At 61.9% G+C, this 13,081-nt stretch carries 11 protein-coding genes and 1 riboswitch; of the genes, 8 read left to right on the top strand and 3 right to left on the bottom strand.

Annotated elements, in window-relative coordinates:
* The first annotated feature begins 123 nt into the window (after nucleotides 1-123).
* The 6 genes from omp10 (at nucleotide 124) to AC1DLV_RS24805 (ending at nucleotide 6,759) form a co-directional block, all read left to right on the top strand.
* Entirely contained in the window at nucleotides 124-510 is a 387-nt protein-coding gene (gene omp10 / locus AC1DLV_RS24830) for an outer membrane lipoprotein Omp10 (protein ID WP_476802710.1), read from the top strand.
* Nucleotides 511-724: 214 nt separating this feature from the next.
* Complete coding sequence (locus AC1DLV_RS24825) at nucleotides 725-2,626, top strand: 5'-nucleotidase C-terminal domain-containing protein (RefSeq protein ID WP_476802709.1); 1,902 nt, start codon at nucleotides 725-727, stop codon at nucleotides 2,624-2,626.
* Nucleotides 2,627-2,853: 227 nt separating this feature from the next.
* Nucleotides 2,854-3,918: a ferrochelatase gene (gene hemH, locus AC1DLV_RS24820; RefSeq protein ID WP_476802708.1), complete on the top strand. Its 1,065-nt coding sequence runs from the start codon at nucleotides 2,854-2,856 to the stop codon at nucleotides 3,916-3,918.
* A gap of 68 nt (nucleotides 3,919-3,986) precedes the next feature.
* Nucleotides 3,987-5,201 carry an NAD(P)/FAD-dependent oxidoreductase gene (locus tag AC1DLV_RS24815; RefSeq protein WP_476802707.1) on the top strand — a complete coding sequence of 405 codons (1,215 nt, stop codon included), beginning with the start codon at nucleotides 3,987-3,989 and terminating at the stop codon, nucleotides 5,199-5,201.
* Nucleotides 5,202-5,318: 117 nt separating this feature from the next.
* Nucleotides 5,319-6,269 (top strand): SPFH domain-containing protein, encoded by a 951-nt coding sequence (locus AC1DLV_RS24810; protein ID WP_476785357.1) that lies wholly within the window; start codon nucleotides 5,319-5,321, stop codon nucleotides 6,267-6,269.
* Nucleotides 6,270-6,294: 25 nt separating this feature from the next.
* Nucleotides 6,295-6,759 carry an NfeD family protein gene (locus tag AC1DLV_RS24805; RefSeq protein WP_476802706.1) on the top strand — a complete coding sequence of 155 codons (465 nt, stop codon included), beginning with the start codon at nucleotides 6,295-6,297 and terminating at the stop codon, nucleotides 6,757-6,759.
* Between the two features lie 107 nt (nucleotides 6,760-6,866).
* Here the strand turns inward: AC1DLV_RS24805 and AC1DLV_RS24800 are convergent, their stop codons facing one another.
* Complete coding sequence (locus tag AC1DLV_RS24800) at nucleotides 6,867-7,865, bottom strand: KpsF/GutQ family sugar-phosphate isomerase (protein WP_476802705.1); 999 nt, start codon at nucleotides 7,863-7,865, stop codon at nucleotides 6,867-6,869.
* A 300-nt stretch (nucleotides 7,866-8,165) separates the two neighbouring features.
* On the opposite strand from AC1DLV_RS24800, the gene AC1DLV_RS24795 reads away from it, so the two are divergent.
* Nucleotides 8,166-9,683 (top strand): outer membrane beta-barrel protein, encoded by a 1,518-nt coding sequence (locus AC1DLV_RS24795; RefSeq protein WP_476802704.1) that lies wholly within the window; start codon nucleotides 8,166-8,168, stop codon nucleotides 9,681-9,683.
* Here AC1DLV_RS24795 and bluB read toward each other — a convergent pair.
* Nucleotides 9,680-10,402 (bottom strand): 5,6-dimethylbenzimidazole synthase, encoded by a 723-nt coding sequence (bluB, locus tag AC1DLV_RS24790; RefSeq protein WP_476802703.1) that lies wholly within the window; start codon nucleotides 10,400-10,402, stop codon nucleotides 9,680-9,682. The genes AC1DLV_RS24795 and bluB overlap by 4 nt on opposite strands.
* A 46-nt stretch (nucleotides 10,403-10,448) precedes the next feature.
* Nucleotides 10,449-10,633, bottom strand: a riboswitch (cobalamin riboswitch).
* A 68-nt stretch (nucleotides 10,634-10,701) separates the two neighbouring features.
* Nucleotides 10,702-11,589 (bottom strand): UTP--glucose-1-phosphate uridylyltransferase GalU, encoded by an 888-nt coding sequence (gene galU, locus AC1DLV_RS24785; protein WP_476802702.1) that lies wholly within the window; start codon nucleotides 11,587-11,589, stop codon nucleotides 10,702-10,704.
* A gap of 250 nt (nucleotides 11,590-11,839) precedes the next feature.
* On the opposite strand from galU, the gene AC1DLV_RS24780 reads away from it, so the two are divergent.
* Nucleotides 11,840-13,066, top strand: a complete 1,227-nt coding sequence (locus AC1DLV_RS24780; protein ID WP_476802701.1) for a lytic murein transglycosylase — start codon at nucleotides 11,840-11,842, stop codon at nucleotides 13,064-13,066.
* Nucleotides 13,067-13,081: the final 15 nt, after the last annotated feature.

Raw genomic sequence — 13,081 nt, 5'->3', positions numbered from 1 at the left:
AGTAAGGCAGTAGGGCATCAAGGAACCTGCTGCCATATTCCCCTACTGCCCTATTGCCCTACCCTTGCCTTCACCGCCAAATCGGGCGATTGAAGGCAAGCGGACTGAGGAGAGGATTACTTCATGACAACTTCGCGCAAAATTGTCTCGGCCGGAGTATTTGCCCTGCTTGCGGCCGCCATTTCCGGCTGCTCGACCAGCGGCGGCGGCTCTGCGGGCGGTGGTTCCGGATCGGCACCGTCGGGTGTGGAAGGCGCGTGGCTCGATGCCAAGGGCACCGGGCTTTCGACCTTCACGAGCGGCTCGTTCCAGACGGTCGCGACCGACACCGGCCAGAAGCTTTCTGACGGCACCTACATCCTGACCGGCGCCAACGCGGTGCAGATCAACGGCACCTCGCTGATCCGCCAGTCGCCGATCAGCTTCAACTGCCTGTTGATCTCGGCCAACCAGCTGAACTGCACCAGCGGAACCAACCAGCAGTTTACCCTGACCAGGCGTTCGGCCTGACCTGAGTTTGTGCCCGCCACGGCGGGCACAACACTCCCTTTTTAGGCATCCGGTGCGACCGGAAATGCCGCCCGGCAAGCAAGCCGGCTTTCAGCTTCCGATTCTCCCTTGCATCCGCAAAATCTGGATGTGAACATGACGTCAAGGAATGTGTAACATTCCGGTCAAGCGAAGACGCTAAACGTCTCGCGGGGGTCATTCGGGAGATTTCATCATGAAGAGATTGGCTGCCATTGCGGCTTTGTCAGCTTCGGCGTTCGGCTATTCCGCCGCGCCGTCATTCGCCGATTACACTTTGACCATCATGCACATCAATGACTGGCACAGCCGCATTGAGAGCAACAACAAGTTCGAATCGACCTGCTCGGCCGAGGAAGAAGGCAAGGGCGAGTGCATTGGCGGCGCGGCACGCCTGGTGACCGCGATTGCCGACCAGCGCAAGAAGCTCGAAGGCCAGAACGTGCTGCTGCTCAATGGCGGCGACAATTTCCAGGGCTCGCTGTTTTACACCACCTACAAGGGCGCGGTGGAAGCCGAATTCCTCAACCAGATGAAGTTTGACGCCATGACCGTGGGCAACCACGAGTTCGACGACGGCGAGGAAGCGCTGGTGCCGTTCCTGGAAAAGATCCAGTTCCCGGTGCTTTCGGCCAACGTGCATCCCAATGCACAATCCAAGGTCGGCGACCGCATCAAGCCCTCGCTCGTGCTCGAAGTCGGCGGCCAGAAGATCGGCATCGTCGGTGCCGTCACCAACGACACCCCCGAAGTCGCCTCGCCCGGCCCCAATATTGCGATCGAGGACGACGTCAAGAACATCACCGCCGAAGTCGAAAAGCTGAAGGCTGCGGGCGTCAACAAGATCATCGCCCTCACCCATGTCGGCTATCCCCGCGACAAGGAAATGATCGCCAAGATTCCGGGCGTCGACGTTGTCGTCGGCGGCCACTCGCACTCGCTTTTGTCGAACACCGACGCCAAGGCCGAAGGGCCTTATCCGACGATGATCGACAACCCCGAAGGCTACAAGGTGCCGGTCACTCAGGCGGCGTCCTATTCGAAATATCTCGGCGAGTTCACCGTGACCTTCGACGACAATGGCGTGGTCAAGGAAGCCAAGGGCGACCCGATCTATCTCGACAATTCGATCAAGCCCGACGAGGCCGTGCTGGCCCGCATCAAGGAACTCGGCGCACCGATCGAGGAACTGAAGAACAAGGAGGTCTCGGAGACCACGGCCCTCATCGACGGCAGCCGCGAAAGCTGCCGCGCGCGCGAATGCGAGATGGGCAATTTGATCTCCGACGCCATTTTGGACCGGGTCAAGGACCAGGGCGTGACCATCGTCTTCCAGAACGGTGGCGGCATTCGCGCCTCCATCGACCAGGGCGTCGTCACCATGGGCGAAGTGCTGACGGTGTTGCCGTTCCAGAACACGCTCGCCACCTTCCAGCTGTCGGGCAAGGACATCGTTGCCTCGCTTGAGGCCGGCGTCAGCGAGATCGAGGAAGGCAAGGGCAAATTCCCCCAGGTCTCCGGCCTCAAATATTCCTTCGACAAGTCGGTCGCCGCCAATGCCGGCCGCGTCAAGTCGGTGGAAGTGATGGACGGCGGTGCCTGGAAGCCGATCGACGAAGCCAAGGTCTATACGGTCGCGACCAACAACTACGTCCGCCAGGGCGGCGATGGCTACAAGCTGTTCGCCTCGAACGCCACCAACGCCTATGATTACGGCCCGAGCCTCGAACAGGTGGTCGCCGACTATCTAGCCAAGAACAGGCCGTTCACGCCCAAGCTCGATGGCCGCATCACCGAGATCGCCGCAGCTGCGGCTGCCGAGCCGGCAAAGCCTGCCGAAGCAGCCCCTGCCCTGCCCAGCGCTTCGACGGAAATCGCCAGCACGCCGCCGACCGTCGATCCGGCCAAGCCCGCCGAGGCGGCACCGGCAGCAGGTGGCAAGTCGCATACGGTGGTTGCCGGCGACACCTTCTGGGATCTCGCCAAGACCTATCTTGGCGATCCGACCAAATGGAAGGCAATCGCCGAAGCCAATCCTGACGCCAAGGCCAAGGCCCTGCACATCGGCGGAACGCTTTCGATCCCGTCGGTAAACTGATAAGGCTGTCCTGCCCAACAAGCTCGCCCGGCATGCCGGGCGGGCTTTTTGTTTTTGGGTGCGGCCAGACGCGACATTGAACGCCAGCGCCGTTCAATTAGGTATCCCGCCTAGAGCCTGTTCCACCCCGACGGGGTAGGACAGGGCTCCAGCATTTTTGTTTGAGCATGATCTTTGCCGAAAACCCGTACCTACTTTTCGGGATCATGCTTCAACGGAGACACCGAATGAACCTGACCACGACGATCGACGAAAAATCGGCCAAGGCGCTCGGCCCGTTCCCCAACGGGCATCCGGCGGTGCGCAAGGGCAAGGTCGGCGTTCTCCTGGTCAATCTCGGCACGCCTGACGGCACCGACCAAAAGTCGATGTGGCGCTATCTCCGCGAATTCCTGTCGGACCCGCGCGTCATCGAATTGCCGCGCATCGTCTGGTATCCAATCCTCTACGGCATCGTGCTCAACACCCGGCCGAAGAAGTCAGGCGCAAACTACAAGAAGATCTGGAACACCGAGCGCGACGAGTCGCCTTTGCGCACCTACACCCGCGCCCAGGGCGAAAAACTCGCCGAAGCGCTGCGTGATCTGCCCGACGTGATCGTCGACTGGGCCATGCGCTACGGCAATCCCTCTACCGAAAGCGTCACCAAGAAGCTTGTCGAACAAGGCTGCGACCGCATCGTGCTGTTTCCGCTCTACCCGCAATATTCGGCAACGACGACGGCAACCGCCAACGACCAGCTGTTCCGCGCGCTGATGAAGCTGCGCGCCCAGCCAAGCATCCGCAGCGTGCCGGCCTATTATGACGAGCCGGTCTATATCGAAGCACTTGCGCGTTCCATCGAGCAGCATCTTGCCAAGCTCGACTTCGAGCCGGAGGTGATCCTCGCCTCCTATCACGGCATCCCAAAACCGTATTTCGAAAAGGGCGACCCCTATCACTGCCATTGCGTGAAGACGACGCGGCTTTTGCGCGAGCGGCTGGGGATGAGCGACAAGAAGCTGATGAGCACATTCCAGTCGCGCTTCGGCGCGCAGGAATGGCTGCAGCCCTACACCGACAAGACTGTCGAGCGGCTCGCCAAGGAAGGCGTGAAATCGATCGCGATCGTCAATCCCGGCTTTTCGGCTGACTGCATCGAAACGCTGGAGGAGATCGCCGGCGAAAACGCCGAAATCTTCCACCATGCCGGCGGCAAGAATTTCTCCCATATCCCCTGCCTCAACGACAGTCCCGAGGGCATGGCGGTCATCGAGACGATCACCCGTCGCGAACTGTCCGGCTGGGTCTGAGCCCCGCCCCAGGCGGAACCTCTCTTGAGGCGGCGCGTTGAGCGCGCACCTCGGAGACCTCGCCACAGATGACGCGCAAGCTCGACCTCAGGACCGGACGGCCCGTCTGGTACGCCTATCGCGTACCTTCTGTTCCGACCGGCGGGCTCGTTCGCGATATCAAGACCGACGTCGCCATCATCGGCATGGGCATCAGCAGTGCAATGATGGCCGAGACGTTGACCGACGCTGGCCATGCGGTCGTTTGCATCGACCGGCGGGGACCGCTGCTGGGATCGACGTCGGCAACCACCGCCCTTGTCCAGTTCGAGATCGACCAGCCGCTTTCAAGCTTGTCGCGCCAGATCGGCAAGCAACATGCCGAACGCGCCTGGCGGCGGTCGCGCCTCGCGGTGATGAACTTACAGGCGCGCATCGCCGAACTCGGCATCCATTGCAACATCGAGATCAAGCAATCGCTCTTTCTGGCTGGCGATGTGCTGGACCCAAGCGCGCTGCGTAAGGAAGCCGAAGCCCGGCAACTTGCCGGTATCCATGCGACCTATCTGACACCATCGGTACTGCGCGAGAAATTCGGCATCAAGCGTGATGGCGCCATCCTCAGCCATGGCAATCTGGCAGTCGATCCGCGAAAGCTGACCGCCGGGCTTTTCCGCAAGGCGCTCGAACGCAAGGCGCGCTTTTACGCACCCGCTGAGGCAACCGGCATCAAGGACAGCCGCGACGATGTCGTCATAACAACCGCCGGCGGCCCGACGATTACGGCCAGCCACGTCGTACTGGCAACCGGATACGAACTCGTCGCCGATCTCGTGCCGGCGACGGGCCACAAGATCATCTCGACATGGGCAATCGCCACGCGACCGCAGAAGCAGGCGCTGTGGCCGGATGCCGCCTTCATCTGGGAAGCGTCCGATCCTTACCTCTATCTGCGCGCCACCGCCGACGGTCGTGTCATCTGCGGCGGCGAGGACGAGGATTTCACCGACGAAGCCCGGCGCGATATGCTGATCGCCGAAAAGTCCGAGCTTATCTCGCGCAAGCTGAAGGCACTTCTGCCGAAACTCGAGACGACGCCAGAATTCGCCTGGGCAGGTTCATTCGGCACCACGCCCACAGGCCTGCCGCAAATCGGGAAACTACCTCGCCACCCGCGCATCCATGCGGTGATGGGTTATGGCGGCAATGGCATCACCTATTCGCGCATCGCAGCCGAGATCGTCAGCGCGGCCATTTCAGGCGGCGAAGACTCCGATGCCGATTTGTTCGGCTTTGACCGTTGAGAACAGCCGACAATCCGCCAGCATATGATTGTAACAGCCTGGAAAGACCCTTAAGTCTTTCGGCATCAAGCGATGCGGTTGTCTTGCCGCCACGCTCAATTTCAGGGGGTCAGCCGAATGGAAATCAGCGGTTTCGACATTATCATTCCGGCACTGGTCGTCCTGGTGCTGTTTGTGCTGTTCACCGGCATCAAGACCATTCCGCAGGGCTACAACTACACGGTCGAGCGCTTCGGTCGTTACACCAAGACGCTGACGCCCGGCCTCAACCTGATCATCCCCTTCATCGACCGCATCGGCGCCAAGATGAACATGATGGAGCAGGTGCTCGACGTTCCGACCCAGGAAATCATCACCCGCGACAACGCCATCGTCGCGGTTGACGGAATCGCCTTCTACCAGGTGCTCAACGCGCCGCAGGCCGCCTATCAGGTGTCGGGCCTGCAGAACGCCATCCTCAACCTGACCATGACCAACATCCGTACCGTGATGGGCTCGATGGACCTCGACGAGTTGCTGTCGAACCGCGACGCCATCAACGAGCGCCTGCTGCGCGTCGTCGACGAAGCAGCACACCCCTGGGGCATCAAGCTCACCCGCGTCGAGATCAAGGATATCAACCCGCCGGCCAATCTCGTCGAATCGATGGGCCGCCAGATGATGGCCGAACGCAACAAGCGCGCGCAGATCCTGGCCGCTGAGGGTCTCAAGCAGTCGCAGATCCTCGAGGCCGAAGGCCGAAAGGAAGCCGCCTTCCGCGACGCCGAAGCACGCGAACGCTCCGCCGAGGCCGAAGCCCGCGCCACCCAGGTGGTGTCGGAAGCCATCGCCAAGGGCGATGTCCAGGCGATCAACTACTTCGTTGCCCAGAAGTACACCGAAGCACTCGCCAAGATCGGCGCGTCGCCCAACAACAAGATCGTGCTGATGCCGTTCGAGGCGTCGTCGCTGATCGGCTCGCTCGGCGGCATCGGCGCCATCGCCAAGGAAGTCTTCCGCAGCGAAGGCACCAACGGTGCCCAGCGCCAGGCATCGCGGCCCCCGCGCATCCCGCCGGAGCAGAGCTGAGCGCAGGTGCATTGAGGAACCGCATATGATCGCCCGCATCGTTGCCGAACTCGGCCCCTGGAACTGGATGCTGCTCGGCTTCATCCTGCTGACGCTGGAGATTTTCGCGCCTGGCGTGTTCTTGTTGTGGATCGGCATCGCCGCACTTATCGTCGGCTCGATCTCGCTGCTTTTGTGGGACGCCGCGTTTTGGGGTTGGCAGGTTCAGGTCCTGCTCTTCCTCGTCCTGGCGCTTGCTTCGGCCTATATCGGCAAGCAGATCGTACGCGGGCGTGGCGATGTCTCCGACCAGCCGCTGCTCAACCGCCGCGGCGCCCAGATGATCGGGCGCACCGCAACGCTCACCGAGCCGATCAAGGAAGGCCGGGGGCGGATCAAGCTCGGGGACACGACATGGCGCGTTTCCGGTCCCGACCTACCTGTCGGCACGCAGGTGCGTGTCGTCAGTGCTACGGACGCCGATCTTGAACTGGTGGTGGAGCCGGTCTGACGCTGCCTAGAGCATGATCCCGAAAAGTGGGTACCGGTTTTCGGAAAAGATCATGCTCCAACAAGAAAATAGAGCCCCATTCCGATTCAATCGGAATGGAACAGGCTCTAGGCAGCACCGACCCTGAGCAGATCGTGGAAATGGACGAGGCCGACCGGGCAGTCGTCTTCGACCACAATCAACGCACCGATGTTGTGCTCGTTGAGCATGGCCAGCGCCGTGCCGGTCAGCATCTGACGTGGCACCGTTCTTGGCTGTCGGGTCATGATCTCTTCGACATTGGCCTCTGCAAGGTTCCTGTCGAGATTGCGGGAAAGATCGCCGTCGGTGATGATACCGGCGAGCTTGCCATCCGCATCGACGATACAGACACAACCAAAGCGCTTCTTGGACAAGGTCTTGACCGCTTCCGGCATCTTGGTGCCAACCGGTACGATCGGCATTTCATCGCCTGTGTGCATCAGATCGCCGACCGGCGTTAGGCTCGCGCCGAGCTGGCCGCCGGGATGGAAGGTGCGGAAGTGGTCGGCGGTGAAGCCGCGTGCTTCAAGCAGGGCAACTGCCAGCGCATCGCCGATCGCCAACTGAAGCAGTGTCGAGGTCGTCGGTGCGAGCCCATGCGGACAAGCTTCTGGCGAACGCGGCAATGACAAAACGACATCAGCCTGACGCGCCAATGCGGAAGCGTCGCCGGCGGTGATGGCAATCAGCGGAATCGAGAAGCGCCTGGAATAGGCAACGATGCCCTTGAGTTCGGCCGTCTCGCCTGACCAGGACAGTGCTACGATCGCATCTTCCTTGGTGATCATGCCGAGATCGCCGTGGATGGCTTCGGAGGGGTGCACGAAATAGGCCGGCGTTCCGGTCGAGGCCAGGGTCGCTGCGACCTTGGAGCCGATATGGCCGCTCTTGCCGACACCCGTGACGATGACCCGGCCGCTCAGTCGCCCGAGGGTCGAGACCGCCTGGGCAAATGGCTCCGCCAATACCCCTTCGAGCGCGGCAGCGAGCGCGGCCATTCCGGCCTGCTCAGTGGTGACGGTGCGGAGGGCGGAGGCGATCGACGCCTGCCGGTCCGGCTCTTTTTTCAGCGATCCAGCGTGCATGTCGCATGCGTTAGCGCGTCGAACGGTCCCTGTCCATGATTATCCGGCCCGAACGATGCGTCCCCGGGGTCGCGGGAAACTCTCCGTTAACCATGGCCATTTACCAGTTGGTAATTGCGGCGCCCATGCGTCGGCGAAGCAGTGGAAAAGATGGCGCAGATCAGGCCAGAGCAAAAAGGACCGTGGGGCAGTGCAGGACTGCGCACCTTGCTGGCAACAGCAAGTGTAGCGACGCTGCTTTGCGCCATGCCTTTGCATGCTCAGGAAGCCGGCTTGCGCGGCGCAATCAGTGAAGCTGACGTGAGGCGCAGACCGCCAGACCAGCCGCAAACGCCCGAACCCCAAGATCAGGTCGCGGACTATCAACCTGTCAGCCCCGGCGCCCTTCCCGACCAAACGGACGCAGCCGCGGACGACAGCCTGTTCAGCGAACCGCCCAACGCCGACAGGGCGGCGTCCGCTCGCCAGCCAACGACGGCCCGCCAACGCGCCGAAGAGGCACGACGGCAACGCGCCGCCCCCTCAACAGCTCCCACCGCCAGGCCCGTTGCGCCAGCGGCGGAAGACGACATCACAACCGGCACCGTGCGCCAAGGTACCGTCGACTCAGAAACCAGCGTGGAGAACGGCCCGGAATCCGCCCGGCAAGCCGCCATCGAGAGCCTCACGCCCCTGATCGACGCAACTCCCTTCGCGCCCACCGGCATCCGCGTCGGCAGTTTTGTGCTCAGGCCCAGCCTGGTGCAGGGACTGGAGGCGAGTTCGAACGCCGATTCGAGCCCGGACGGAAAGTCGGCAGTGCTGTCGGATACCGCCCTTCGGCTCAATGCCGCATCGGACTGGGAAACCCATTCGGCGACCATCGATGCGTACGGCATCGTTCGCAAATCCATCTCCGGGCAGGAGGTCGACGACCTCGCCGGCGGCATCAATGGTCGATTGCAGCTCGACCTCGCCGACGACCTTCGGGCCATCGCGCGTCTTGGCTATGATTTCCGCCCGGAATCGGCCACCTCCCCCGTCGTCATCGTCGGCACCGCCGAGCGACCGACGCTCCACATCCTCGATGGCGAGCTTGGGCTGGAGAAGGATGTCGGCAAATTCCGCTTCGGCGTGGCCGGCGAGGCGACCAAGGAAACCTACAGCGACGCTCAATTGTCGGACGGCGCCACGCTGTCCCAGGAAGACAGGAATTCCACGCTTTATACTGGCCGGCTGCGCGCCGGGTACGAGATATCGCCTGCATTGACGCCATTTGGCGAGGTCGAATACGGACGCCGCGTCTATGATCTCCGCTTCGACACCGCCGGCTTCGAACGCTCGTCGAACAGGATCGGCGCGCGCGCCGGTGTCGAGTTGGACATGGGCGAGAAATTCGGCGGCGAGCTTTCGGCCGGCTGGATCAGCGAAAACTTCGATGACGAGCGCCTCAAGACCATTTCCGAACCGACATTTGCCGCCGACCTCAGATGGTCGCCGATCCGTGGCACCATCGTTGGCTTGAACGGCGCGACCTTCGTGGAAGGCTCGACTACTCCGGGCGAAAGCGGCTCGATTCTCTACGCCGGGCGTCTCAGCGTCGAGCGCGAAATGCGCGCGAACCTCACGGGCATGGCAGCCGTCGGCGCCGGTTGGCGCGACTATGCCGACTCCGAGGACCACGATCTGACGCTGACCGCCGAAGCAGGCATGACCTGGTGGCTCAACCGCTATGCCGGCCTCACCGGCAGGCTGCGCCATGAGACGTTCACCAGCACGCTGCCCAACCGCGACAGCACGACCAACACAGTGTTCCTCGGGATGAGAATCCAGCGCTAGGATCCAGGGGCAACCAGCTCGGCGGCGATCGCCTTCAGCCCTTCTTCTCCTCCACCGGAAAACACCTCGCTCATGATGAGATCGGCCAGCGGCAGTCGACTGCCCCAGCCATGCCTTTCAAGGTCGGGCTCTTGCGCGAATTCGGAAACCCGGCCAACGCAGAGATAAGCCACCGGCACGACATGATCTGGAATGCCGAGCAGCTGCTTCAGCGCCTCGCGGTCGAGGATGCTGACCCAGCCGACACCGACACCTTCGGCACGTGCCGCCAGCCAGAAATTCTGCACGGCGCAAACGGTGCTGTAGAGATCCATTTCCGGATTGTGCCAGCGTCCGAGCGGCGAATTTTCCGAGCGGCTGCGGTCGCAGGTGACGACAAGGTTGAGCGGGGTCTCGCAAATGCCTTCGAGCTTGAGCTTGCGGTAGAGCGCCTGCCGCTCCTCGGCGATATGCGGCAGCTCCTGCTGGCGTGCGGCGAAGAACAGGTCGCGCACTTGCTGCCGGCGCTCTGCATCGCGGATGACAATGAAATTCCACGGCTGCATGAAGCCAACCGACGGCGCGTGATGAGCCGCCATCAGCAGCCGCGCCAGCAGCTCGTCTTCAAGCGGATCAGGCCGAAAATGGCTGCGCACGTCGCGGCGCGTGAAGATGGCGCGGTAGACGGCATCTTGGGCAGCTTGGTTGAAACTATTGGAATTGAAATGGTCAGCCGGCATCGCGTGTCCCCTTGCGAGCAATCGTTTTCCCCCGCTTGACCATGCGGAGGACGATTTCTGCCGGGCCGGTCTTCTGGCTCGAGTTCAACCCGTTGTCGGCACCTTCCCGTTCGTGATGAACAGTGGCTTTTGCCGATACGGTCCCTCTTACAGCGTTGGGCACGCCACGGATTTGCACCGTGTTCCCGATTCTCCCACATCGCTGCGGGCACCTGGCGGGACATGTCTATCTGGAGCGGGCGTCGATGGCCATCGCTCCGCGCGTCCAAAATTGACGCGCGGGCGACATTGCAGCCGCTTTAGCGGCCGGGCTTCATCTCGTGCAGCAAGCCTTCGATGACACCGGCCATGCTTTTGCTGAGATCCGAACGCGACAGGGCGAACGCGACATTGGCTTCGACGAAGCCTTCCGGCGAGCCGCAGTCGAAGGTGCGGCCGCGATAGTGGTAGCCGTAGAAGCGCTGCTGCTTTTCAAGCTTCAGCATGGCGTCGGTGAGCTGGATCTCGTCGCCGGCGCCACGCTCCTGGCTTGCCAGGATGTTGAAGATCTCAGGCTGCAGGATGTAGCGGCCATTGATGAAAAGGTTCGAGGGTGCCGTACCCTGCTTCGGCTTTTCCACCATGCCTTCGATCTCGAAGCCGGTGTGGACGGCCTTGCCTTGTCCGACGATGCCGTATTTGTGCGTCTCGGCGGGATCGCACTCCTGCACGGCGATGATGTTGCTGCCGGTTTCGGCATAAAGCTCAACCATCTCGCGCATGCAGCTCTTTTCCGACTGCATGATCATGTCGGGCAAAAGCAGCGCGAAAGGTTCGTCGCCGACCAGTTCGCGCGCGCACCAAACCGCATGGCCAAGGCCAAGCGGCACCTGCTGGCGGGTGAACGAGGTCTGCCCCGGCCCGGGCTGCAGCCGCTGTAGCCGTTCAAGCTGCTCGCTTTTCCCACGCTGGGCCAGCGTGTCGTAGAGTTCGAACTGGACGTCGAAATGATCTTCGATGACCGCCTTGTTGCGGCCGGTGACGAAGATGAAATGCTCGATGCCGGCCTCGCGCGCCTCATCGACCACGTATTGAATCACCGGGCGATCGACGACCGTCAGCATTTCCTTCGGGATCGACTTGGTGGCAGGCAAAAAACGCGTGCCCAAACCGGCGACTGGAAAAACTGCCTTGCGAACTCTCTTCATTGTTTGGTCGTCCGATAGATGATTATGGGTATCGAAGAGTGACATTGTCACGCCCGAATTGAGGAATACTGAACGCGTTCACATATTCGGGGATAGCGGGCAAGACCATCGATCACGCGATCTTGATTGCATGCGCGCTTCAGGAGACAATCCCCAGCAGCGTTTTTCGTTCCCAGGATGCCCATGGTAAACTGATTGCTAACCGGCTTCGGCGATGAATCGACTTTCTGATCTCTCCAAGGAGGAAAGAATGCCCCTTCGCATAACCGCCAAGAGTCTCGCAGGCGTTGCCGCGATCGCTGGTCTTTCGCTCGCGCTGCTGTTGCCTGCTGGCCCGGCGGCCGCCGAGGCCGGCTTCGAACGCTGGGTCGCGGGCTTCCGCTCGGTAGCCGCCGACAACGGAATCTCCCGCTCGACCTATGATCGAGCTTTTCGCGGCGTGACCGCCGCCGATCCCGAAGTGCTCGAAAAAGCCCGCTTCCAGCCGGAATTCACCGCACCGGTGTGGGATTATTTCGACAACCGCGTGCATGACCAGTCGATCGCCGTCGGCCGCGAGATGGCACGCAAGTGGAAGCCGTGGCTCGACCGCATCGAGGCCAGCTACGGTGTCGACCGCTACATCCTGCTCGCCATCTGGTCGATGGAATCGAACTACGGCGAAATCCTCAAGAACGACAAGGTGATGCGCAACGTGGTGCGCTCGCTGGCAACGCTTGCCTATGGCGACCAGCGCCGGGCCAAATTCGCCCGCACCCAGCTGATCGCAGCACTCAAGATCCTGCAGAGCGGCGACATCGACGAGAGCCATCTGGTCGGCTCGTGGGCAGGTGCGATGGGCCACACCCAGTTCATCCCGACCAGCTACCAGGCCTATGCCGTCGACGCCGATGGCAATGGCAAGCGCGATATCTGGAACTCCGTGCCCGACGCACTCGCCACGGCCGCCAATCTCTTGAAGAAAAATGGCTGGCAGGCCGGCAAGACCTGGGGCTACGAGGTCGTCTTGCCCCAGGGACAGAAGTTCCCTGCGGGATCGATGACGCTCGACAAATGGGCGGCACTCGGCGTCGAACGCGCCAACGGCAAGGCCTTCAGGCGTGGTTCGGATGTTGCGACCCTCAAGGTGCCGGACGGACGCGGTGGACCGGCGTTCCTGATGACCAAGAACTTTTCGGTCATCAAGCGCTACAACAACGCCGACAAATACGCGCTCGCCGTCGGCCTTCTTGCCGACGAGATCGCCGGCTATGGTGGCCTGGTGCAAGACTGGAAGCGGCCGTTCACCAAGCTCAGCTTCGAAGAGAAGCAGGAGCTGCAGAAGCGCCTGTCGGCGCATGGCTATTACGACGGCAAGAGCGACGGCAAGATCGGCGAAGGTTCGCGCTCGGCGATCAAGGCATTCCAGGCACAGCTGGGCTTGACGCCGGACGGCCACCCGAGCATGGAAGTGCTCAAATCGCTGCGGCGCAATTAGCAACCGGAGGCTGCA

This window comes from Aminobacter sp. 01T433, from assembly GCF_056398585.1.
Note: the sequence above shows the minus strand (reverse complement) of the source record. Positions and strands in the feature narration are given on the sequence as shown.

Excerpts from the sequence above, each read along its gene's own strand:
- AC1DLV_RS24825 (WP_476802709.1), top strand. The coding sequence starts at position 725 with ATGAAGAGATTGGCTGCCATTGCGGCTTTGTCAGCTTCGGCGTTCGGC.
- AC1DLV_RS24780 (WP_476802701.1), top strand. The coding sequence starts at position 11,840 with ATGCCCCTTCGCATAACCGCCAAGAGTCTCGCAGGCGTTGCCGCGATC.
- omp10 (WP_476802710.1), top strand. The coding sequence starts at position 124 with ATGACAACTTCGCGCAAAATTGTCTCGGCCGGAGTATTTGCCCTGCTT.
- bluB (WP_476802703.1), bottom strand. The coding sequence starts at position 10,402 with ATGCCGGCTGACCATTTCAATTCCAATAGTTTCAACCAAGCTGCCCAA.
- galU (WP_476802702.1), bottom strand. The coding sequence starts at position 11,589 with ATGAAGAGAGTTCGCAAGGCAGTTTTTCCAGTCGCCGGTTTGGGCACG.
- AC1DLV_RS24815 (WP_476802707.1), top strand. The coding sequence starts at position 3,987 with ATGACGCGCAAGCTCGACCTCAGGACCGGACGGCCCGTCTGGTACGCC.
- AC1DLV_RS24810 (WP_476785357.1), top strand. The coding sequence starts at position 5,319 with ATGGAAATCAGCGGTTTCGACATTATCATTCCGGCACTGGTCGTCCTG.
- AC1DLV_RS24805 (WP_476802706.1), top strand. The coding sequence starts at position 6,295 with ATGATCGCCCGCATCGTTGCCGAACTCGGCCCCTGGAACTGGATGCTG.
- hemH (WP_476802708.1), top strand. The coding sequence starts at position 2,854 with ATGAACCTGACCACGACGATCGACGAAAAATCGGCCAAGGCGCTCGGC.
- AC1DLV_RS24800 (WP_476802705.1), bottom strand. The coding sequence starts at position 7,865 with ATGCACGCTGGATCGCTGAAAAAAGAGCCGGACCGGCAGGCGTCGATC.